Origin of the sequence: Yinghuangia seranimata, from assembly GCF_029953285.1 — a bacterium.
Lineage (GTDB): Bacteria > Actinomycetota > Actinomycetes > Streptomycetales > Streptomycetaceae > Yinghuangia > Yinghuangia seranimata.
The window spans coordinates 182623-205255 of record NZ_JASAOI010000004.1; the positions used below are offsets into that span (position 1 = coordinate 182623).

The window sequence follows — 22633 nt, forward strand, 5'->3', positions numbered from 1 at the left end:
AAACGTTCGGTGGCGTGAATTACGAAATCACCACCCGAGCGGACGCGTTCGAGCAGCGCTTCAGTTCGACCGCTCGAGGCGCGCGTCTCGCACGCCTGCTTGCGGTGGAGCACCTCACGTATTGGGGCTGGCCTCCGGATCACCCACTCGTCGAAGCCGTCGCGCTCGTTGTCGGCGAGCTTGCAGCCAACGCAGTGGCCCATGCGGGCGCTTGGGCCGAAGACTTCGAGATCCGGCTCACGCGCGACACGCCTTCAGCGGCCGTCCGCCTCGAAGTGACTGACACGGCAGGCGACTTTGAACGCGTTCACGTGCGCTGTCCCGCCGCGACCGCCGAATCCGGCCGCGGACTGTTGATCGTCGATGCCATCGCTGACGCCTGGGGCGTCGAACCGCACGCCGGCGGCGGCAAGACGGTGTGGGCCGAGCTGTCCTCTTCCGCGGTCGCCGTCAGGCCGCCGTGACCGGTCTACTCCTCGTCGTTCTGGGCGTCGAGCCAGTCCACCGCGATCTCGTACAGGTTCCGCTTCCCGTCTGGGGTCCAGCGGGCCGGAGCTTGCACGGCCACTGGTGCTTCATTCCAACCCGCCAACTCCCAGATCTTCAGCACCAGCTTGTTGGCGGTATACGTCTGGCCGTCGTATGCCCACAGCAGGGGCCGGGTCCGCTCGTTCTGCCACGTGGCCTGACCGCGGGCCGGATCCTCGGCGAGCCAGGAGTTCACCGCCTCGGCCTCTGGGACGTTCCCTGCGACGTACGTCAGGCGCGTGCCCGCAGGGAGAATCTCCGCATTGACGAGCGTTGGAACCGTGGGCGGACGGCGCGTCTGCCGCGCCGTGCGCGCCGGAGGCTGGTAGTCCTCGGGCAGTTCAGGGACGGGGCCTCCGCGGCGAACATCGCGCACCACCGCCTCAGCGAGTGCTTTGCAGCGCTTCTCGTTGGTGAAGGTGCTGGTGAGAAATGAATTCGTGCCGAACTCGGAGTCGACGTGGTGGATCAGCCAGGACAGCACCGACTCGGTGAGGGCAGGCACCGACTTGAGAATCGGCGTGATGTCGTAGTCGGGCTCGTCGATCTCGTCGGTGTCGATCAGCTGGAAGACGAGGTGGGCGACAATGAGGTCGCCGCGCTTGGAAACGTCGACGGCGCGCCCACGTAGAGCCTTCCGGGACGCGTCGAGGGCGTCGCCGACCGCACGCTGGATCAGCACGCTGTGCCAGATCCGAAGGGCACTCGGCCGTTCGCCGAACAGGCGCTGGTACGCGCCGCTCGATCCACGCTCCCAGAGAAGGTCGGTGCTCTTGTTGGCACGTACCGCGAGTTCGGGTGTGTTGTGGGCGCAGGCCAGGGCGATGGCGGCGTGCTCGACCGAGCAACCGGCCTCGGGGGCCGGATCGGCCTCGCCGCGTTTTACGACGTAGGCCTTCTGGAGCATGACGTCGAAGTCGCTCCGGATGTCTGCCTGGGTTGGGTCAAGGGCGATGAAGTCGCGTTCCGAGACGTCGTTCTGGGTGTTGGTCGTCTCGGTGATACGGGCCGCGTACGAGCCCCGCTCGGCGCCGAGCGAGATCACCTTGAGTGAGACGTCGGCGAACTCGACCGTCTCCGGGTGGTGCTCCATCGCCTTCGCGATCTCGGTAACAGTCTGCGCGCCGTTGACGATGCTGGCGCGCTTGAGCGACAGCACGACGGGTTCGTTCGGCACGCGGCGCCCCGGCCAGTCGGGGACGATCTCGTCACACAGGATCGTGATGCCGTTGTTGAAGTACCAGAAGTTGTCGGGTTCACCGGTGAGCGTCTGCTGGATCCCCGTGTTGATCCGGGTCGCCCCGAGCGACTGGCGGATGTTCTCGGTGAAGAGCTTGGAGCCGTGCTCGTCGTACCACTCGGCCACCTGGCCGGCGGAGACCGAGCCTTGGTAGGCGGGAAAGGGGAGGTCACGCTTGATCCACTGTGGCATCCGCGCCGTGATGTGAACCGGATCGGGTGAGCGGTCGTCCCGGAGCTGTTGGAGGAGTTCAGCCGCTCCCATGAGGCGGTAGTCCAGCATCGGGCCGTGCCCGTAGTGGTCGTCGACAGCGCGGTTCAGGATCGCCTTGGTGTCGTCGTGGAGCGGATCGTTGCCGACGACGGCGACAACCAGGGTGATCTTGAGGTTGGTGTCACGCAGAGCGGCGTCGAGCTTCTGTGTGAAGGGCGTGATTCGGTCGTTGAACAGATCGAATTTCCGGTGCTCCAACAGGTGGAGCCCTTCTATGAAGGCTCGTGCGGCGTCCGTCTGGAAGCCGGCTGTGCCCGAGTCCTTCCACTTGGCCTGGACGAGCCACACCCGTGAGGCCTCGGTTACGGCGACCGCGTCGATGCCGTTGTCGTGGCTCCCGTCGACGACGGCGGCGGCACAGTCCTCGTGGGCCCAGCCGGTGACGTGTCGGATCGCGGTTGCCGCGACGGCACGGGACAGAAAGGCGCGATCGCGTTCCGGCTCCGAATTGCGTTGCAGGTCGGACTCGTCGATGAGGCCGCGATACGTGGCGATGAGTGCCGAGCGCATCGTGTACAACTCCTGAGGCGTGACGCGCACTGGCCCCCGACCCTTGTTGCTCACCGTACCCCCGACGTTGCGCATTCCGCTGTGGGCTGCCGAGCCTAGCCCTGCATCAGACGAGTACATGACGGCATTCCGGTCCTGCTCGGTCCGAAGTGGGGGCAACAGCAGGATATTTCGGGCAGTTGGGCAACTCGCCGGATGGTTCGCCCTGTGGCGCTCTACCCTGTCGACGGTATGGGGGACGAGAACCCGCCCGACGCGGCGGCAGTCGACCAGCCGGAAGAGGAAGACCGCTCCCGGCTGAGCGCCTACGCCTACCTGACTGCTCCAGAGCGGGACGACTACCTCGCGGTCATGCGGCTGTTCACCGGCAGCCTGTTGGCGGATCTCGCTGCGCCGGACGTGGCCGCTCGGCTGCCGCAGGTGGGCCCGGACGTGGTCGTCGCCCGGCTCGACCAGCTCGTGGAGTGGGGCAACCTGCTGCGCAGCACCCACCGGGTCAAAGCCCACAGCATCAGCGAGTTCCAGCGCGCCAGGTCGCGGTACCAGGTGTCCAAACTCGGCGAGCGCGTGCAACGGGGTGTGGACGACGTCCTCGGGCACGCCGACGCCGCTCGTGAGGTCGCCGCCGAGATGCTGGGCATGGTCGACCGCGGACTGGCCGAGCTCGCCGACGCCGTCGAACTTCCGGGTGGCGTAGGCGCGATGGATCCGGAGCACGCTCGGGACACCATCGCCACGGTGTTCGTCCAGTTCGGGGAGTTCGCCGAGTCGGTACGCGACTTCTACGCCTACCTCGGCGACGTGCTTTCCCGCTACGACCTTGACGGCGCCGAGTACCGGGGCTTCAAGGAACTGCTCCTCGATTACGTCGAGGCGATACGCGAGGACGTGTCCTATCACGCGCCCCGCATCGAGGACTCGCTGCGCATCCTGGCACCGCACCTACCCCGACTGCTGCGTCGCATCGACGAGGCCAGCCCCGGCCTGTCCGGTCTGGAGTCCGTGGGCGGCGCACGCGTCCAGCGCACGCAAGGCCGGGACCTCGCGGACTGGGAGGCGCTGCGGGGCTGGTTCACCGCGGCCGGAGACGCGTCGGCGGACGGCAGCCAGGTCGAGCAGCTGCGCGACGCGACACTGCGGGCGCTGTCCTCCCTACTGATGAACGCGAAGCGGATGATCCGGTCGTCCCACTCCGGCCAGTCGCGGCGCGGATACCTGCTCAGGTTGGCGCGGTGGTTCGACCGGGCGGACGAGGCCACCGCCCACGACCTCTTCGCCGCCGCGTTCGGCCTGTACCCGGCACGGCACCTCGCCTACCCCGGGGACCTCGACCGCCCCGAACCCGCGACCACGAGCTGGTGGACGGGGCCTGTGGTCGATGTTCCGGTCGCGCTTCGTGAGCGGGGCGAGCGCATAGCCCGCGGCAGGGCGGCGGCGGTCGAAGACCATGCGGCGCAAAAGGAGAAGCTGCTGTCCGAAGCGGCTGAGCGGGCACGGCTCAGGGCGGCGGCCGCCGCCGAGTTGCGGTCCGCGGCAGGTCGGCTGGAGGACATACGTCTTTCGGGCGCGGCGCACAGCCTGCTCCTGGAACTCCTCGCCACCGCCTTGGGCAACGCACAGGCCGGCGCGCTTGACGGTGCCGAAGCCCGTGTGCCCCACCTCGGGATCGGCCTGCGGGTCCGGCCCGTGCCAGGCTACGTACTTCGGTTGGCCACCGCGGAAGGCCACTTCGAACTCGAAGGCCTGGCGTTGGACATCGTGGGAGCCGACGCCGACGAACTCGCGTCTGCGAACCGCCTGACCGGGACCGGTGACTGATGCCGGCGAAACCTCGCCGCCCGTCCATTGTGGACCACGATGCCGGTATCGCCGCAGAGCGCCGCGCCGCCGCCCGCCTCCTGCTCGCGGAGGCGCTGGTCCGCAAAGACGGCCCGCATGCCGACGTCTTCCCGCTCATCCGCCGCCACGCCGACTGGCTTGCCGACATGTTCCGCCGATTCCTCGAGTACGACCTGATCGTCGAGGCGGGCTTCGCCCGTCTCTTCAAAGCGGGGCCGGGGGTCGGCGCGGGCCGGGGCCTGGCCCGCGCCACTGGGACACCTTTCAGCCCGCGTACTTACGCCTATCTCGCGTTGTCGCTCGCGGTGCTGGTGACCGCGCCCGAGCAGATGCTTCTCTCGGTGCTGGTCGCGGACGTCCGTGCAGCGGCGGCGGATGCGGACATCGAGTTGGACGACGTCGGCCGGCGCAGCGAACTGCGCACTCTCACCGCGGCACTGCGGCAGCTGGTGGTGTGGGGAGTGCTGACGGAGACCGAAGGCAGCGTCGCGGCGTATGCCGAGCGCGACGACGGTGAAGCCCTTCTGACCGTCGACCGTGACCTCGCCCGCAACCTGCTCAACGGGCCATTCCCCGATGCCGACGACGCCGAGGACCTGATCGCCCGCGCGGCGGACCCGGGCCGCGACCGCCAGCGGATCCCGGTGCGCCGCCGGCTCGCCGAGACTCCGGTGGTGATTCGGGACGAACTGACCCCGGAGGAGGACGACTGGCTGCGCAGGAACCAGCGCCGCGAAGCCCAGTTGTTCCAGGAGAGGTTCGGCCTGGAAGCCGAGATCCGCGCGGAAGGCGTGGCCATGCTTGACCCGGCCGAAGAGCTCTCGGACATCCGTTTTCCCGGCACGGGCACGGTAGCCCAGGCCGGATTGCTGCTGATCGGCCGCCTGCTGGCCGAGGCGCGGCCGACCGGCGACGATCCCGCGTTCACCGTGTCCGACGACCTGCTTTCCCGGCATCTCGGCGACCTCGTCGACGAGTACGCGCGGGTCGCCGGATGGCAGAAAGACCTCGTGGCCCAGCCGCACAGCCTGCGCGCCGAGGTCGTCGACCTGCTGATCCGCATGCGCGTTATGCGCCGCACGCCCGAGAAGGGCCTCGAGTTGCTTGCCGTCGCGGGCCGCTACGCGGCGCACGAGCGCCGAACCACGAAACTTCTCCGTCGGTCGTCGGTCGGGCGCCCCGGGGGCGTACAGGAGGAACTGGACCTGTGACGACCGCGAGCATGCTGCCCAATCCGGTGCCGCCACTTCCACGACACCCGCACCGCTACCGCATCAATCGGGCGGGGATCCGCAACGTCTGGCAGTACGACGACGCCGAGTTCCACTTCGGCGACGGACGGCTCCTGCTGCGCGGCAAGAACGGCGCGGGCAAGTCGAAGGCACTGGAGATGCTGCTCCCGTTCCTCCTCGACGGTGAGTCGCGGCTCATCGACAGCACCGGCTCGGGCCGCACCACACTCAAATGGCTCATGCTGGACGGCTACGAGAGGACGAATCGGCTCGGGTACCTGTGGATCGAATTCCTGCGCACAGACGCGGACAACGAACGGCGACGCGTCACCCTGGGCGCCGCCGTGCGCGCCTCCACGTCCACTCAGGAAGCCAAGCCGCTGTTCTTCATCACGCCGCTCGGAGTGGGCGACGAACTCGCCCTGGTTGCGGACGGGCAGCCGCTGCCGATCGACGCGCTCAAGGAAGCCGTGGGCTCGGGCAATTGGTTCGACCGCGCCGTCGACTACCGGGCCCGCGTCGCCCGCGAGCTGTTCGGCATCACCGACGCCGCCCGCTACCGCAGCCTCACCCACCTGCTGCACCGGCTGCGCCGCCCGACCGTGGGCGACCGGATCGAGGAAGGCGGCCTTACCTCGGTCCTGTCCGAGGCGCTGCCGCCGCTGGACGACGACATCTTGGACAGAGTCGCGCAGAACCTCGACGACCTCGACACGATCAGGACGGCTTTGCACGACGTCGAGGTCGTCGAGCGTGCCGTGGAGCAGTTCCTGAGCGGCTACCAGGCGTATCTCCACGGAGTCCTGCGGGGCAGGGCAGGGCAGGTGCGCGAGCGCCTCGAAGGACTCGGGACCGCGCGTCGCGTGGCCGGCGAGGCCGAGCGCACCGTAGCCGGATTAGTCCTGGAGGAGACAGACGCGGGCAAGGCAGTGACGGCGCTCGAGGACGAGGAGCGTGCTGCCGAGGCCGAGCTCCAAGGCGTCCGTGACAGCGACCTCTACCGCGGAGTGGTGCATCTCCAGGACCGCCGGCGTGCGGTGCAGGCCGTCGAACAAACGGCCGGAGCCGAAGAACGCACGGCGCAGTCGGCCCGGGAGTCCGAGACGGCCGCCGCACAGCGCCTTGCCACAGAGGTCGCGCGGATCCGTACGGAAACCACCGGACACGCTCGAGACCTGAAGGAACTCGCGCGGCTCGCCGCGGAGTCCGGTGTGGACGCTGCACACCTCGGATCTGCGCCCTCACCGCGCCTTGAATCCGTCGCTCCGCGTGTCGTCGAGACAGTGACAGGGTCCGAGGTCGTCCGGCCTGCGGTCGCCACCGTCGCCACCGCGCACCTCGTGACGGAACTCCGGGAATGGGCGGACCAACTGCACGTCAGCGTCCCTGTCGTCAAGGCGCGGCTACGGGCCGCCGACACGCTCGACGGCGCGTTGGCCGAAGCGGCACGCCTCAGCGGCGTTGCCACTGAATCTGAGGCCGAGGTCGTTCGGCTCGACGCGGCGTACGAGTCGGCGACGGCCCGGGTCGAGGAGGCACAGGCCCACGTCATCGCGGCTGGTGACGCCTACGCCGACCAGACGCGTCGGTGGGCCGAGGGCCTGGGAAGCGCTGCGCGTGCCATCCGGGAGCTCGTCGGCGCGCCGGGCGACGCCGCGCTGCCGTTCGAAGAGCGCGCCTTGTCGGCCGACACACCGGATGCAGTGGCCGCCACCGCGCACGAAATCGCCGAGCCGCTGCTTGCACAGCTCCGTGAGCAGCGGGACAGCGCGCTTGCCGAACTGCGTGGGTGCCGCGAACACGGGAAGAAGCTCGCGGCTGAGCGTGCCCGGTGGGAGGCGCTGGCCGACCTCGAGCCGGAGCCGTTCCGGTACAGACGCGCGCCGCGGACCGCCGGTACCGGCGCGCCGTTCTATCGGCTGGTGGCCTTCCGCGCCGGTCTGGGCGCCGCCGAGCAGGCCGGGATCGAGGCGGCGCTCGAAGCTTCGGGACTCCTTGACGCGTGGGTCGCTGCCGAGGCCGAGGGCAGCGACCTGGCCGTTCGAGACATCGTGTTGTCTGCGGGCGAACCGATTGAAGGACCCTCCCTCGCCGCTGTGTTGGAGCCGGTGCGTGTGCCGGGCAGCGGGATCGCGAACGGCCATGTCGCGGAGTTGCTGGCGTCGATCGGACTCTATGGGGGAGTGAGTCGGATCTCGCCGGATGGCAGCTGGCGCCTAGGCGCCGCCCACGGCGCGCACCACAAGACGCATCCCGAATTCGTCGGGGCCGAGATGCGAGCCGAGACACGGCGTCGCCGGATCGCCGAACTCGATGCCGAGATCTGCGAGGCGGGCGAGCGGACCGAGGCCGCCCGGCAGGTGTTCGACGACGTCGAGGCACGGCTCGAGGGGCTGCGTGGGCTGCTGCGGGTGATTCCTGTAGGCCGGGAACTCGCCGCGGCGTGGGTCCTCCATGAGCGGGCCTGCCGCGACACCGACGAGTTGCGCGGCCGACTGGGGCCGGCGCGGCGTGCTGCCGAGGGAGCCCGGGCCGAGGCCGTCAAGGCGCGCCGGGAAGCCGACGCATACGCGACGTCGCATGCTTTGCCGGCGGACCGCGTCGCCCTCGCGCGGACGCGGAGCATGGCCGAACGCCTGGCTCAGGAGCTGCCGCGGCTCCGTCGCGCGGTGACCGCGACCGAAGGTGCGATGGCCACGCACGACGACAGTCGGCAGGCGTGGGAGCGCTCGCGGGAAAAGCGGGTGGAGGCGGAGGACCGGCACGGGACAGCTGTGGCCGAGCTGGAGGCGGCGCATGCGCAACTCCTGGCTCTCGAAGAGGCCCTCGGGGAGGATCCGCAGGCGGTGCTACGGCGTGAACGAGCCGTGGCAGCACGGCTTGAGGGCGTCCGAGGCAGGCTTCCCAAAGCCCGCGGCCGCGCAATCGAAATGCGCGACAGACGGGTCCGTGCGGCATCGGAACGCGACGCCCGGCGCGTCGATCTCGGTGTGAGCGAGGACGCCGTGGTCGGGGCCGGGGGGAACCTCCGCCGCGTACTGGCGTTGCCCGAGGTGCTGCGTGGCGCCGGACTGGATGCCGAAGCGACGCTGTTGACCGCACCCGAGCCTCCCGGGTCCGGGGTGCGGGAGCGCATCAGGAGTCTGGGCGAACTCCTCGACGGCCTCGAAGCGATGCTAGGACCGCGGACCAGGGACCTGACCGAGACCCAGATCCACAACCGTTTCAACGACCTGCGCGACGGCATCCGAGGCGGATACGACGCGGCCCTGGAGGAGCAATCCGGCGTGTGGCTGTGCCACGTCACCGACGACCAGGGCCGGCACGACGTCGCACTCGTCGCCCGGCGGCTCGCGCGCCAAGCCGAGGACGCGCGGACCCGCGTGTCGACGCGCGAGCGCGAGGTCTTCGAGCGTTATCTGCTGGGTGAACTCGGCGACAACCTGACCCACCAGGTCTTCGCGGCACGCCAGTTGATCAAGCTCATGAACGACACCCTCGACGACGTGCGTACGTCGCACGGACTCGGTGCACGACTGGTGTGGGAACTCCGCGACAAGGCGGACGCGGATGTGGTCGCGGCACATGCGCTGCTCACCCGATCCGCGGCAATGCGCAGCCGCGAGGAGACGGCCCAGCTGCGTGAGGCGCTGCAACGCCGCATCGAGTCGGTACGCGCCGACGACCCGACCGCCGGATACGCGCAGCACCTGCGCCGTGCCCTCGATTACCGCGACTGGTTCATCTTCAAGGTGCATGTGGTGGACGCCGCACACCCGGGAAGCCACCGGGTCCTCACGTCGCGGATCGGCTTGAGCCAAGGCGAACAGCGGGTCATCTCCTACCTCGTGCTGTTCGCCACTGCCGCCGCCCACTTCAGTTCCGTGGCGGGTTCAGGACTGCCGGTACCTCGGATGATCCTGCTCGACGACGCGTTCGCCAAGGTCGACGAGCCGACCCACGGTCGTCTGCTCGACCTGCTCGTACAGCTCGACCTCGACTTCGTGCTCACCAGCGAGCGGCTTTGGGGCACCTTCCGCCAGGTGCCCGCGCTGCACATCTACGAGTGCCTCCGCGACCCGCACCAACGGGGTGTGGCACTACAGCACTTCGTCTGGGAGGGAGCCAGGCAGCGGTTGGTGGTGGCAGGGTGACTGACCTTGATTCACGGGTACGTGAGCATTTGGCCGACGATCTGTTCGCCGAACTGTGGCGGCGCGCCCGGCAGCGCCTGGAACGCAACGGCGTCGACCTCGCGACATCGATCCGCCTGGACGATCTCGACATCGCGCAGCGGCAGGCCGTCACGGTGCTGCTCGGCAAACCGCTGCAACTCTCCGGGCCAGTTTCTGTCCGTCTGACGGAACTGGACGCACGGCTGCGGAGCTCGGCCGCGCAGCGCGGACTGGTGGACGTGCTCGCCGCATTGGGGCCGCCCGTACGCGACAGGCGTGCGGAGCGCACCGCCCGGGACCGGCAGAGACACGACCTTTGGGACGGCGCGTACGCGCTGGCGGCCGCCGCGTTCCCGGACGACGCACAGACGTGGATCGACAGTCTTCGGCGTGGCGGCGCGCTTGGGCGCGTCGACGCAGGCATTGCCGAGCGGCTCCTGGCGCAGGCGGTCCGCGTTGTGACCACGCTTGACGCACTCCCCGAAGACGCCGTTCTCGGGCGTGGCGAGCTGGCTGCGGACGTCACCGGGACGGCGCACGGACTCGACGACGGAACCCTCCTCGCGCGGATCGTCCTGCGCCTGTACGCCGCACGGCAAGGGCTCGACCGAGTGCCGCTCGAAGCCGCCGCGCGTCGCGCGCTCTGGCAGGCGGCAGGTGCGACGACGGACCAGGTTTCCAGCACGGTCCTCACTCTCGGCCTGCGACCGGTCGGGCGTGGCGTCGTCGAGGACGGTCTGCGTGCGCGGGCCGACGCGGCCTATGAGTCACATCTGACCGAGCGGGACCTGGCGCGGATCCGCGGGCCGTTGGTGCCTGAGGGGGCGGTGGTCAGCGTCTGCGAGAACCCCCGTGTAGTGGAGGCGGCGGCGGATCGGGCTGTCGGAACCGCGCTGGTGTGCACCGCCGGAAGCCCGGCGACGGTGGTCCAGGTGTTGTTGGCGCGTCTGGCGGCCGGCGGCGCGCTGCTCCGTTACCACGGCGATTTCGACTGGCCCGGAGTCGCGCTCGCGCACCGCGTCTTCACGCGTCACGGCGCGGATCCCTGGCGCATGCACGCGGCTGACTACGAGGCGGGCGTGGCTGCGGCACAAGCCGCCGCCACGCCGCTGGAGAGACTTGTCGGCGAACCGGTGCCGACCCCGTGGGACACGGAGCTCGGGCCGGCGATGTGCGGCATCGGTCTCAAGGTCGAAGAGGAGACCGTGCTGGACCTCCTGGTGAGCGATCTCCTGGACGGCTGAGTCGGTCAGGCGGAGCCGTCGACCTGGTCCATCGTCGTGGCGCCTTCCCACGTGGCGAGGCCCAGGTGGGCGTGGATCTCGGCCGGGGGCTCCCAGAAGGCGCGGACGGAGTCGACGAGGCCGGCGTCGTTGACGCGCCACAGTTCGAGGCTGTCGACCCAGGCCGGGCGGCCGGCGACGGAGCCGTGGTTGCGCATGTGGACCTGGGCCTCGCGGCCGCAGGCGATGACGAGCAGCGGTTCGAGGATCCAGGTCTTGTCCGGGGTGAAGGACTTGTCCCAGGCCTGGACGGACATGACGTCGCGGCCGATGGCGGCCACGGTGCCCGGCGGGTCCTCGTAGTGGACGTCGTCGGCGAGGAGCTTGAGCCAGGACTCCTTGTCCTGGTTGTTCCAGTGGCGCACGTGGGCGAGTACGGCTTCGCGGGCTGCCGCGGCGAGGTCCTTCGCGTCGTCGGTCATCCGGCAGGTGTAGCCCGGGGGCCGTGAGGAATCAATGGCTCCGGGGCTGGAACTGACGGCTTGTCAGGGCGTGTGCGGCGGCGAGTGCGACGCCGGTGAGGGCGGACGCTCCGGCGAGGGCGGCGATGCCGACGCGGGTGCGGGGCAGGTCGGGCCAGTGGTGCCGGGTGATCAGCGTGTCGCCGACGTCCGCGGCGGCCGAGGCGAGCGCCCAGGCGGACAGCCCCTTGCCGGTGAACGCCGCGGCGGTGGTGCCGGCGCCGAGGGCGATGTCGCGGACGCCGAGGGCCTTGGCGAAGACGGTGCCGCCCGTCGTCTGGACGTCGCGCCCGATCCAGGGCCGGGAGACGACCGGCGGCGCCGTGATCGCGACGACGCCCAGCGCGATCCGGGCGGCACCCCAGGCGGCGGTCGCGCGGCGCACGCGGACGGGGAACGGGGTCGGGCTCGGGGACGTGGCGGCCGCGACGGCGGCGGGGGAGGTGGTCACCGGATCATCCTGCCCGCGATCGGGACGGGCTATCCGTGGTGGTTGGCCGGTGGCGTCCGGTCGCGGGCGCCGACTCCCCCGTCCGGCTCAGCCAGGCTGCGGAACCCCAAGGCACCCCAAGGCACCCCAAGGCACCCCAAGGCGCCCAGGGCAGCCCGGCCGCCGCGTTCCGGCTCGACCGGCCGCGACACCCCGGCTCAGCCCGGCAGCCGCATTCCGGCCCAGCGCCCACACCCCCGCTCACCCCAACCGCCGCATCCCGGCTCGACCCGGCAGCCGCATTCCGGCCCGGCCCCGCCCCCACACCCCCGCCCCCACACCCCCGCTCACCCCAACCGCCACACCCCGTTCACCGGCGTCAGCACCGCCGCCACGTCGACCGCCTTGCCCGCGTGGTGCATGCGGAGTTTCCACTGCACCGGCCCGTACGACGCCATGTCGGTCAGCGCGGCGCTGAAGGTCAGCACGCCGGAGGCGATCGACGTGCCGGAGGCGGCGACGCGGGCGGGAACCTTCACCTTGCGGCCGTCGGTGCATTCGAGCGTCACGTCGGCCTTGGCCTCGACGCCGCCGGGGACGTGCACGTTCAGCGGCACCTCGACGTGCAGCCGCCCGCCCTTCACCACCGGCGCGACGTGCCGCAGGCCGGTGGCCGCCCGGCCCGCCGGGGCGAGCCCTGGGCCGAGCGCCACGCTCAGGTTGTCGTGCGGCGTCGTCCAGTACGGGTTGACGAACAGCGCGGGCGACCCCACGAACGCGGGCGTGCGGCACTCGTCGACCTCGGCCGCGCGGTTCACGCCGAGCCGCCGCGTCGAGGACCAGCCGCAGATGTCGACCACCGAGTGCAGGTCGAGGACGTCCGCGCGCCGCTTGGTCCCGGCCAGTGTGAGCGGCGCGAGCCGGGCGGTGCCGTGCTCGACGAGGCCGAAAGTCCCGTCGAAGTAGTGCGCTTCCTCCAACTGCGTTGCCCCCGCGAGGAAAACGTCGCCGCCCGCCTCGCGGTAGCGGGCGAACACGCGTATCCGGGCGCCCGCGACGGCGTCGGTGACGTCGGCGGCGGCGACCACGGACGGCACGCGGGCGAGCGCGTCGGGCAGGTTGAGGTAGGTGCGCCCGTCGTACCGCACGAACCGCATGGGTACGGCCTGCCCGTCGTCGGTCTTCGCGACCGCCTGCGCGGCCACCCCGACGACCAGCTCCTCGCCCTGCCAGTACAGCCGTTCCAGGCGCGGCTCGTGGGTGATCCGCGCCGAGTACGCGGCGAACTCGCGGCACAGTTCGACGCTTCCGGTACGCAGCACCGCAGCGACCACCCGCATCCGGGCGTTCAGGGTGGCGTCGAGTTCGAGCGGGATCCGCTCGTTGGTCAACTGCGAGGTGACCGCGACGAGTTCTGCCTGGAAGGCGGCGTCTGCGGAGAGGAACCCGGCGCCGGTGAACTGGTTGAGGATCTTGCCGGTGTACCAGTTCGACAGGAACTTGTAGCGCAGCGGCCCCGGTTCGACGTTCGCCTCGATGATGTCGAAGATCCGCCGCACCGATTCGAAGTACGACACGGGCTCGATGCGCGCGAACGAGTTGTTGCCGACCGCCTCGTGCCGGACGACGTGCTGGCACGTGTAGTCGTGCAGCACCGAGACCCGCCGTGCCGCGAAGTGCGCCCGCAGCATGAACATGTGGTCCTCGAGCCGGACCTTGCCCTCGTCGAAGCGCAGTCCGTACGCCGACAGCAGGTCGCGGCGGATGAGGTTGCGCACCGTCATCGAGGTCAGCAGCAGCGGGTGGGTGCGCACGTGCGCGCCGCTCAGCGGCTTCTGGAAGATCTCGCGCGGTACGGCGCGGCCGTGCCCGGCAAGACGGCCCAGCACGATGTCGGCGTCGTCCGCGACCGCCTTGGCGTACAGCCGCTCGAGTGCCTCCGGGCCGATCCAGTCGTCGTCGTCGACGAAGTACAGGTACTCGCCGAGCGCCTGGTCGATGCCGATGTTGCGCGGGCGGCCCGGCCAGCCGGAGTTGGGGATGTGGAAGACCCGGAAGTTCGGGTTCTCGAGCGCCGCGCGGTCCAGGATGAAGCCGGTCTCGTCGGTCGACCCGTCGTCGACGAAGAGCACCTCGAAGTCGCTCGCGGGCATGGTCTGCGCGCGCATCGAGTCGACGCAGGTCTGGATCGCGGCGCCGGTGTTGTAGGCGGGGACGACGACGGAGACCTTCACCAAGCGGTCCTTTCGGCGAAGTGGTCGGGGAAGTGGTCGGAGTAGGGCTCGGGGTGGCCGACCGGCCTCACGACCTGCGCGAGGTCGGCCTCGTCCTCGACCGGCTCGTCCGCCGCGTCGGGGAACAGCGCCGGCTCGAACTCGCGCGGCAGCAGCTCCTCGACGCGCTGCGCCGAGCGGGCGGCGAGCGCCGTCGCCGCGTGCTGGAAGCGGGTCTGCGAGTCCGGCTCGTCGGGCCCGAGCAGGTACGCCTTGAGGTCGGCGCGCGCCGCCGCCATGTGGTCGTCGCGTTCGCCGTACAGCAGTTCGACGAGCGCCCGGACGCCGGACGCCAGCGGCTTCGGGTCGGGCTGCAGCAGGTACGAGCCGCGCGCCGCCGTGTTCCGCTCGAAGAACTCGGCGTGCCCGAGCCGTCCGGTGTCGGTGAGCGCGTACGGCTTGCCGCTGGCCACGAAGTCGGCGACCACGCTGGAGATGTCGCTGACCAGCAGGTCCGCCTCGTTGAAGCAGTCGTACAGGTGCGGGTACGGCCCCTGCACCACGTGGTGCCGCAGCTGCCCCGCCGCCGCCCAGTAGGCCGCGTTCCGCGCCTGCTCCAACGCGGTCATCTGCTCCGGCCGCGGCCCGCTGCCCGGCATGCTGTCGCGGGACCGCTGCGCGTCGTCGGCGGAGAGCACCCGCCCGCGCTCCACCTCCTCCAGCAACAGCGCGTCGACCGCGTCGAGTTCGCGTTGCGCGCGGGCGGCCTCCTGCCGGGCGCCGCGGTCGGCGGCGTCCAGCTTGGCGTTGGCCTTCTCCAGCATCCGGGTGATCTGCTGGTGCGCGTCCTTGGCCTTGCGATCACGGGTGCCGGTGAACGGGTGCGGCTTGTACACGACCCGGACCGGCATCGGCGACGTGAGCAGGGCCTTCACGATCCCGACGCCCGCGGTCGTGAGCGAGGTGTTCCCGGGGTCGTCGGTCCAGCCCTCCCACGTGGGCGCGTACAGGACGGTCGGCACCGGCGCGGGCGCGTGCTCCCCGACGCCCCGGACCCGGAACAGCTGCGGCCGGCCGACCTCGACGATCTCGTCGTCCCGCACACCCACGCGCGCGGTCGCGTAGCGCTCACGCCCCGCCGGCCCGGCGACCCACACCTCGTCGTAGACCTTGCTGTACGGGTTGACGCTGGCGAGCTTGTCGCTGTCGCCGTGACCGATGAACACGTGCTTGACGTGCGGCTCGCGCAGCATGTGGATGTTCTTGCCGACGTTCGCCGGGTACAGCGCGACCCGCACCGACGCCAGGTCCATGTTCATCAGGTGCACGGCGCTCGGCACGCACAGCACCGGCAGCGAGGTGGCGCCGAGCCGTTCCAGCGTGTGCCGTTCGCGGAGCACGATGAGCACCCGCTGGTCGAGCCGTTCGACCACGCCGAGCCACATGTTGGCCTGGTACGCCGAGTCCTTGGACCCGCTGAAGTACAGCACCACCTCGGGCCGGTTCTCGGCCAGCCAGTTGTCGATCTTGCGCAGCACCTGGTCGCGGCTCGGGAACCGCATGGCGCGCGTCAGGTGCGGCAGCAGCCCGACCAGCAGCGCGCAGCGGAACGCCAGCGCGGCGCCCAGCCCGGCGACCGCGAACCACGGGTTGTGCCGGATCAGCGTCGCGACCACGCCGAGCACGCCGATGATCTCCAGGTGCAGCAGCTGCCGCCCGTAGCCGTGCGTGAGCCGCTGCGGCGGCGCGTCCGCGATCCGCAGCCTGCTCAGCGCCATGTTGCGGGTGGCGACCGGCAGTCGGCGGCGACGGCGTACCACCGACAGCACGCCGGTGAAGGTGATCTGTGCGATGAACAGCAGCGGCAGCATCACCGTGGCGATGTCGAACAGCCGGCTCTGCTCCCAGCCGACCCGCGCCATCACGATCAGCAGCAGCGAGCTGCGGAACAGGAAGCGCACCGTCACGCCGAGCCGGAACCGGCCCAGCTTGCGCATGAACACCGGTTCCGCGATGTGCAGGTACAGGTCCGCCGCGTAGCTGACCACGGCCGCGCCGAGGAACACCCACACCTGCGGCAGCAGCGCACCGGTCACCAGGCCGATGCTCGCGAGGGCGAGCGCCACGGTGGCCACCAGGCCGCGCAGCCGTTCGACGCCGACGAAACGCTTGGCGGCGATCACGCGCGTCACGTAGGCCGAGGGGCCGTCGGTGGGCTGTCTCTTCATGGCCAGGATCCTCAAGAAACGGGTGGGGTAGGGGGACAAAAGCGACGGGGCGCGGCTACGGGTCGGTGACCGTCGCGTCGATGCCGATCAACGTGGCCAGCCGCTCCGGGTCGGTCGCGGATCCGGCGTACGACGCGAGCCCGAACACCAGCCGCGCAGGCCCACCGGGCCCCGCGGGACGCTGCACCGCGACCCCCTCCGGTTCGCGGAACCGCAGGTCGGCGCCGTCCCGCACGGTCCGCACCGCCGCCACGCGGCCGCCCGGCACGGACAGGTCGGTGCAGGTCAGGTAGGTGTTCCCGACCGGCGCGACGGAGCCGGGCGCGCCGTACGCGGTGCCCTCCAGCGTGTAGAGGTAGCGCCCGAAGAGCGCGAACCCCTGCGCGCTCGGTTCGGGCTCGTCCGCCGTCGGATGCATGGGCGGGGCCGGCAGCTCGCAGCGCGGCGTGCGCCGCCCGGAGCGGACCTCGGCGAGGTCGTACACGCGGTACCGGATGCTGCCGCCGGTGTTGTAGCGGACGGCCATCTGCCCGTAGGCGGTGTCGACGGAGCACGACAGCCCCCACGCGTCGGGCACGAGGTCGAACGACGGCGCGTGCTTGCCGCCGCTCTCCACGGTGTCCCGGTCCCGGAACTTGACCCGGCTGACGCGCCTGCCCCATCCGGCGCCCTCGCTCTGCGCCGCGTGCGACTCGACCCACACGAACACGTCGTTCGCGACCCGTTCGACGCCGATCTGCGTGCCGTGCCCGAAGCCCTCCAGCACCATCGCGCCGTCGACCACGCCGTCCCACGTGAGCCGGGTCAGGGTGAGGTCGCCGGCCGCCCGGTCGCGGATCTGCGCGGCGAACACGCGCCGCCCGGCGTCGTCGAACGCGAACGACTGCATGACGGTGTCGCGCCCGGCCAACGGCCGCTCGCGGAACAGCTCGGTCGCGGGCGCCGCGAGGTCGAACCGCACGGAGTCCGGCACCGTCGGACGCTCCGGCGCGCTCGGCGGCACGGCCTCGGGCGCGGGCTGGTCCGCGGGGTCCGAGCAGGCGGCCGCGACCCCTCCGGCACCCGCGCCGAGGGCGGCGACGGCCGCGACGGCGCGCAGCACGGTACGGCGGCGCGGTCCGCCGGCGAACGGTCGGGGACGGTCGGTCACGCGGTCACGGCTTCCACGTCTCGGACTTGGGCGCGGTCGGCCACGCCGTGTCGGCGCGGATCGCGGCGAACAGCTCGCGGTCGCGCGCGTCGTCGAGCAGCACGACGCTCTGCTTCTCCCGCCATCCGGTGCCCGTGGTCGGCACGGTGCGGAACTCGAGGTCGTTGTCGCCGATGCCCTTGAGGCTGTCGGCCAACCCGAGCATGTCGGTGACGGAGAAGCCCTTGTCGGCCGTCATCGACCTGGTCAGTGAGTCCAACAGGTCCTTGGTGCGCAGCGGATGCGTCAGGATCCCCTCCCGGGTCACCTTCGACGCGATGGCGCCGAGCAGCTGCTGCTGGCGCACGATGCGGTCGAAGTCGCCGCGCGGCAGGCCGTGCCGCTGGCGTACGAACTGCAGTGCCCGGGCGCCGTTCAGCTTGTTCGTCCCGGCGGCGAAGTCGACGTTCTGGGACGGGTCGTGGCTGGCCTGCTTGAGCGTGACCTCGACGCCACCGAGGGTGTCGACCATGCTCTTGAACCCGTTGAAGTCGATCGCGACGTAGTGGTCGATCCGGATGTTCGTGAGGTTCTCGACGGTGGCGACCAGCAGTTGCGGACCGCCCCACGAGAACGCCGCGTTGAGCTTGGCCTCGCCGTGGCCGGGGATCGGCACCCACGAGTCGCGCGGGAGTGACACCGCGCGCACCGCCGACCGGTCGGACGGGATGTGCAGGACCATCATCGTGTCGGTGCGGTCGCCGCGGGACGTCTCGATGTCGCCGCCCGAGTCGCTTCCGGTGGCGGCCGGCCCGCGCGAGTCGGAGCCGACCAGGAGGATGTTCATGGCCTTGCCGGCCGCCGGGTCGGCGACGGGACGCGGACCGGCGTCGGGCGCGAGGCCCTCGCGGCTGAGCGCGTTGTCGACCCGCGTGATGTTCTTGTCGAGCTGCCGGATCGTGTACCAGGCGAAGCCCGCGACACCGCCGATCAGCACGAGCAGCAGCGACAGCGTGATCACCAGCGGCTTGACCCAGCGGCGGCGGCGCTTGCCCGGGACGGCCTCGCGCCCGGCCCGCCGACGGCCGCGCCGGCGCGGGGAGCCGCCGGGCTGCGGCGCGTCGGTGTCCGGCCGCGGGTCGGTCCCGGCGTCGGTCCCGGTGTCAGACCCGGCGTCCATGTCGTCACCGGCATCGGCCCGGACGTCGGCGTACGCGGCGTCGATGTAAGCGGCGCCCTGCGCGCCGTCGGCGGCTGTGCCCAAACCGTGGAAGCCCCCGAAGCCGCCCTCCCTGCGCGCGTGACGGGGTTCCGGCGACCGCGCGGGGTCACCGCCGTGCGGGGGAACGGACGGGTCCGGGGCGTCGGGGGGAAGCGGCACGAGATCTCACAGGGGTGCGGGGGCGGGGATGGTCGGGGCCGGCGGGCCGGGACGGTGCTGCGCCGGGCGGTGCGTCGTCACGGCCCGCCGCGTTCCACCGCCCAGGTCCCGGACCCGGGGTCGTGGCGCAGCGCCAGGCGCAGGTCGGCGGTCACGGGCGCGGATCCGACGGCGACACCGAGCGACCACAGCCCCGCGGGGGACGTGAGTTGGGCGAGTTCGGCGGCGAAGCGCAGCACCGCGAGGTCCTCGGCGGCGGGCGCCTCGACCACGGCGTGGCAGTGCACCGGCTCGGCGTCCAGGGCGCTGAGCGTGACGACGCACGGCACCGGCGCCGCCAACGGCCCGAGTTCGAGCGGGATGCCGGCGTGCAGCAGCCGGCCGTCGGACTGGAACCACGTGTGCTCGGGCTGCCGCACGGCCTTCTTGAGGGCGCCGGGTTCCGGCGGGTTGACCCACACCGTGAGGCAGTCGTACTTGGTCCAGTACGGATCGGCGAGCACGCCCGCACCGGTGAACGCCACGCGCATGCCCGAATCGGCGAGCGTGGCCCGGTTGTTGCCGATCCGCCGCCGGACGCGCAGGCCGAAGCCGTCGAGTTCGGCGAAGAAGTCCCACAGGCCGTCCATCGCCGGTGCGGCCGCGCCGTGTTCGGCACCGCTCGGATCGAAGTACCCGGTGGCGTCGGCCCGCAGCGCGAACACCGGTCGGCCGACCGCGTCGCGGCCGAGCGGTTCGGCGGCCAGGCGCTGCTCGGCCGCGGGCCGGACCTCGGTGCCGGCGTCGCGGTGCCGCGCGACGTGGTCCAGCCGGACGCCGGGAAGCTCCGCGGTGACGTCCGCGGCCTCCGGGACCCCGGGCACGCCTGCGAGCGCGCCGGGCAGCTCCCACCGCACGCGGTCGCCGTCCTGCACGAACCGGACGGGCTCGGTGGGCCGGCCCTTGCGCTGCCGGACGAGATGCGCGCCGAGCCGGACGGCGAAGCGCCCGCCCTCCCACCCGGCCGAGAGCAGGTGCGGCTGGTGCGTGACACCGGCCTCGGCCTCTGCGAGCAGCGGCAGGACGTCGGCCCGTTCGGCGCGCAGCACCGCCGACCGCACCCGGGCGGTGAGCGGCAGGTGCGCTTCCGCGGCGGGCGGAACGCGCCGCGTGGCGAGCCACGCGGAGGCCCGCACCCACGCGTCCCGCAGCTCGGCGTCGCCCTGCGAGGCGCGCCGGTGCAGGTCGTCGAGGACGGCGACGCGGTAACACCGCGCGGTCAGCCGGTCCTTCGCGGGCCCCGGGGCCGCGTGCCGGTCGAGCACGTCGAACAGCGCCTCGGCGCCTGCCGCGTGCGCGGCGGGGTCCGGCGCGGCGCCGTGCCGGTCGCGGGCGTCGAGCCTGACCCGGTGGTAGCAGACCCGCTCGCGGGCGACGGCGACACCGCTCGCCAGCAGGTGCGCGGCCAGGGCGAAGGCCTCGCCCGCCAACGGCACCGCGCCCTCCGCGAACCGCAGTCCGTGCCCGGCGATGAACGATCGGCGGAAGAACTGCCGTGCGGTCAGCGCGGTCTCGAGTTCGGGGTGGGTCAGGACGTGGGGCCGTACCAGCGGGGCGTCCCACGCGTCCGAGGCGACCTCGTGCCCGTGCCCGGCGGTCCTCGGCACGACGATGTCCGCGCCGGTGGCGGCCGCCGTCTCGTACAGCGTCGCCAGCGCTTCGGGCGCGAGCCGATCGTCGTCGTCCAGGAACAGCACGAACTCGCCGCGGGCCTGGTCGAGTCCGGTGTTGCGCGGGGCGCCGGGGCCGCCCGAGTGCGGCAGCGCGAGGACCCGCAGGTTGGCGCTGAGCGCGGTCTCCTCGGTCAGGTGCCGGGCGCTGCGGTCCGAGGAGCCGTCGTCGACGAACAGCACCTCGTACTCGGAGCGCGGCATGGTCTGCGCGCGCACCGAGTCGAGGCAGGCGCGGAAGTGCGCCCCGATGTTGTGGACCGGAACGACCACCGTGACCTTGAGGTCCATTTCACCGCGTCAGGGTCGGCACGGACCCGGCCCGCGGCCCGGGCGGGGCGGCCCGGCCGGGCGCCCGCAGCGGGTCGTCGCGCCGCACGTCGATGACGTGCCCGGTCATGCCGGAGATGAGCGTGTCGACGGAGATCTGGGCGACCTCGGCCGAGGTGAGCAGCGTGTCCGCGGGCTCGTCGCCGAACGCGCGGGTGCGCATCGGGGTGCGGGTGCGCTCGGGGTTGACGCAGTTGATGCGGACCCGGTGCGGCGCCCACTCCTCGGCCAGCGCCTGGGTGAGGTTCACGACGGCGGCCTTGGCCGACGAGTAGAGGCTGTAGTCGGCGCGGCCGCGCGTGTACGAGCTGGAGGTGTACAGCAGCAGCTGGCCCTGCGTGCGCGCGAGGTAGGGGAACGCCGAGCGCGCGATGTGCACGGGGGCCAGGTAGTTGACCCGCAGCGCCTCCTCGATCGTGGCGTGGTCGGTGTCGGCCAGCTCGCCGGTGCGCAGCACGCCCGCGGTGTTCACGACGTAGTCGATGCGCCCGGTCTCGGCGTGTACCCGGGCGAGCGCCTCCTCGACGTGCTCGGGGTTCTCCACGTGCGTGCCGTTGTCGCTGCGGCTGAACGTGAAGACGCGGGCGCCGTGGCGCGCGGCGAGTTCGGCGACGTCGGCGCCGATGCCGTAGCTGCCGCCGAACACCACGAGGGTCTTGTCGCGGAGGCCGTCGGTGTAGGCGGCGGGGGAGTGCCCGGGGTGCGGGGTGTGCGCCGCCATCTGGAAGAGCTTGTCCGCGATGAACAGGTCGACCGGCTCGGTGACCTTCATGTTCTCCGCGCTGCCGGCGACGAGCCCGATCGGCACGTCGGGCAGGTAGCGCAGCACGACGCCGCAGTCGTCGGTGGCGGCGAAGCCCGGGTCCTCCGCGGCGATCTTGTACGCGCGGCGGATCGTCGAGATGCGGAAGCCCTGCGGGGTCTGGCCGCGCCGCAGCGTGGCGCGCGCCGGGATCTCGGCGAGCACCGGCCCGTCCGCGACGACGATGGTGTCGGCGGACGGGATGACGACGTCGACGGCCTCGTAGTGGCGCAGCTGCTGGACGCACTCGGCGATGATGCGGTGCGTGACGAACGGCCGTACGGCGTCGTGGAACAGCACGTCGCAGTCCCGGTCGCCGATGACGTCGAGGGCCCGCTCGGTCGTCTCGTTGCGGGTCCGGCCGCCCTCGACGACGCAGCTGACCTTGCCGAATCCGGCGCGCCGGACGATGTCTTGGACGGCGGGCACGTGGCCGGGGGTCATCATCACGACGACCTCGTCCACGTCCGGGCATGTGTCGAAGACCGCGAGGGTGTGCTCGATGATCGGCTTCCCGGCGATCTTCGCGAGCTGCTTGGGCATGGGGAGCCCGACCCGTTCGCCGATTCCGCCGGCCAGGATGACCGCGACGGTGGGTCTGTTTCCGTGCATGCGCTATCGCCCCACGAACGAATGAGTTGGTTGAGGCGGCAACCTTAATGGCGGATGAACAACCGGTTGACCCGGGGAATCGGGCAAATCGTCGCCATACGCCCACGTATGTGATGTACATCACTGCAACCGGAGGTGCGCGTGTGGCGTACGTGACATCGATTCAGCACAACGCAAAGGGCGGCCCGGATGTCCGTGCGATTAGCACGGACTCCGGGCCGCCCCAAGCGGTTTACGCGATGTCAGGCGGTCGGCCCG

14 protein-coding genes are annotated in these 22633 nt (G+C 71.4%); 5 read left to right on the plus strand and 9 right to left on the minus strand.

Annotated features, from left to right (window positions below; translation table 11 throughout):
- Positions 1–14 precede the first annotated feature (14 nt).
- Entirely contained in the window at positions 15–464 is a 450-nt protein-coding gene (locus QI554_RS02970; RefSeq protein ID WP_281465452.1) for an ATP-binding protein, read from the plus strand.
- Between the two features lie 5 nt (positions 465–469).
- Here QI554_RS02970 and QI554_RS02975 read toward each other — a convergent pair whose 3' ends face one another.
- Positions 470–2551 carry an AIPR family protein gene (locus QI554_RS02975; RefSeq protein WP_281465453.1) on the minus strand — a complete coding sequence of 694 codons (2082 nt, stop codon included), beginning with the start codon at positions 2549–2551 and terminating at the stop codon, positions 470–472.
- 207 nt (positions 2552–2758) lie between these two features.
- Between QI554_RS02975 and QI554_RS02980 the strand changes: the two genes are divergently transcribed.
- From QI554_RS02980 to QI554_RS02995, 4 genes are read left to right on the plus strand one after another with little or no spacing between them, the layout of a single operon-like run.
- Complete coding sequence (locus tag QI554_RS02980; RefSeq protein ID WP_281465456.1) at positions 2759–4369, plus strand: TIGR02677 family protein; 1611 nt, start codon at positions 2759–2761, stop codon at positions 4367–4369.
- Positions 4369–5601: a TIGR02678 family protein gene (locus tag QI554_RS02985; RefSeq protein ID WP_281465458.1), complete on the plus strand. Its 1233-nt coding sequence runs from the start codon at positions 4369–4371 to the stop codon at positions 5599–5601. Before QI554_RS02980 ends, QI554_RS02985 begins: the two co-directional genes overlap by 1 nt.
- A complete protein-coding gene (locus QI554_RS02990) occupies positions 5598–9776 on the plus strand; it encodes a TIGR02680 family protein (protein WP_281465460.1) in 4179 nt (1392 codons plus the stop codon). Before QI554_RS02985 ends, QI554_RS02990 begins: the two co-directional genes overlap by 4 nt.
- Complete coding sequence (locus tag QI554_RS02995; RefSeq protein WP_281465462.1) at positions 9773–11041, plus strand: TIGR02679 family protein; 1269 nt, start codon at positions 9773–9775, stop codon at positions 11039–11041. The genes QI554_RS02990 and QI554_RS02995 overlap by 4 nt, the downstream gene beginning before the upstream one ends.
- A 5-nt stretch (positions 11042–11046) precedes the next feature.
- On the opposite strand, the gene QI554_RS03000 is transcribed toward QI554_RS02995, so the two are convergent.
- The 8 genes from QI554_RS03000 to QI554_RS03035 form a co-directional block, all read right to left on the minus strand.
- Positions 11047–11502, minus strand: coding sequence for a nuclear transport factor 2 family protein (locus QI554_RS03000; RefSeq protein ID WP_281465464.1), 456 nt, complete (start codon positions 11500–11502; stop codon positions 11047–11049).
- A 31-nt stretch (positions 11503–11533) separates the two neighbouring features.
- The gene (locus QI554_RS03005; RefSeq protein ID WP_281465466.1) at positions 11534–11992 is read right to left on the minus strand and encodes a hypothetical protein; all 459 of its coding nucleotides are present in this window, start codon (positions 11990–11992) and stop codon (positions 11534–11536) included.
- Between the two features lie 326 nt (positions 11993–12318).
- On the minus strand, positions 12319–14205 hold the full coding sequence (locus QI554_RS03010; RefSeq protein WP_281465468.1) for a glycosyltransferase family 2 protein: 1887 nt from the start codon (positions 14203–14205) through the stop codon (positions 12319–12321).
- Positions 14202–16412 (minus strand): hypothetical protein, encoded by a 2211-nt coding sequence (locus QI554_RS03015; RefSeq protein WP_281465470.1) that lies wholly within the window; start codon positions 16410–16412, stop codon positions 14202–14204. Before QI554_RS03015 ends, QI554_RS03010 begins: the two co-directional genes overlap by 4 nt.
- 55 nt (positions 16413–16467) lie before the next feature.
- The gene (locus tag QI554_RS03020; protein ID WP_281465472.1) at positions 16468–17562 is read right to left on the minus strand and encodes a phage baseplate protein; all 1095 of its coding nucleotides are present in this window, start codon (positions 17560–17562) and stop codon (positions 16468–16470) included.
- A 4-nt stretch (positions 17563–17566) separates the two neighbouring features.
- On the minus strand, positions 17567–18805 hold the full coding sequence (locus QI554_RS03025; RefSeq protein ID WP_281465474.1) for an LCP family protein: 1239 nt from the start codon (positions 18803–18805) through the stop codon (positions 17567–17569).
- A gap of 194 nt (positions 18806–18999) precedes the next feature.
- Positions 19000–20922, minus strand: coding sequence for a glycosyltransferase family 2 protein (locus QI554_RS03030; RefSeq protein WP_281465476.1), 1923 nt, complete (start codon positions 20920–20922; stop codon positions 19000–19002).
- A 1-nt stretch (position 20923) separates the two neighbouring features.
- Positions 20924–22375, minus strand: a complete 1452-nt coding sequence (locus QI554_RS03035) for a D-ribitol-5-phosphate cytidylyltransferase (RefSeq protein ID WP_281465478.1) — start codon at positions 22373–22375, stop codon at positions 20924–20926.
- Between the last annotated feature and the right edge of the window lie 258 nt (positions 22376–22633).

Coding starts and splice junctions, on each gene's coding strand:
- QI554_RS02975 (WP_281465453.1), bottom strand. CDS start 2,551: ATGCGCTCGGCACTCATCGCCACGTATCGCGGCCTCATCGACGAGTCC.
- QI554_RS02985 (WP_281465458.1), top strand. CDS start 4,369: ATGCCGGCGAAACCTCGCCGCCCGTCCATTGTGGACCACGATGCCGGT.
- QI554_RS03000 (WP_281465464.1), bottom strand. CDS start 11,502: ATGACCGACGACGCGAAGGACCTCGCCGCGGCAGCCCGCGAAGCCGTA.
- QI554_RS03015 (WP_281465470.1), bottom strand. CDS start 16,412: ATGAAGAGACAGCCCACCGACGGCCCCTCGGCCTACGTGACGCGCGTG.
- QI554_RS03030 (WP_281465476.1), bottom strand. CDS start 20,922: ATGGACCTCAAGGTCACGGTGGTCGTTCCGGTCCACAACATCGGGGCG.
- QI554_RS03035 (WP_281465478.1), bottom strand. CDS start 22,375: ATGCACGGAAACAGACCCACCGTCGCGGTCATCCTGGCCGGCGGAATC.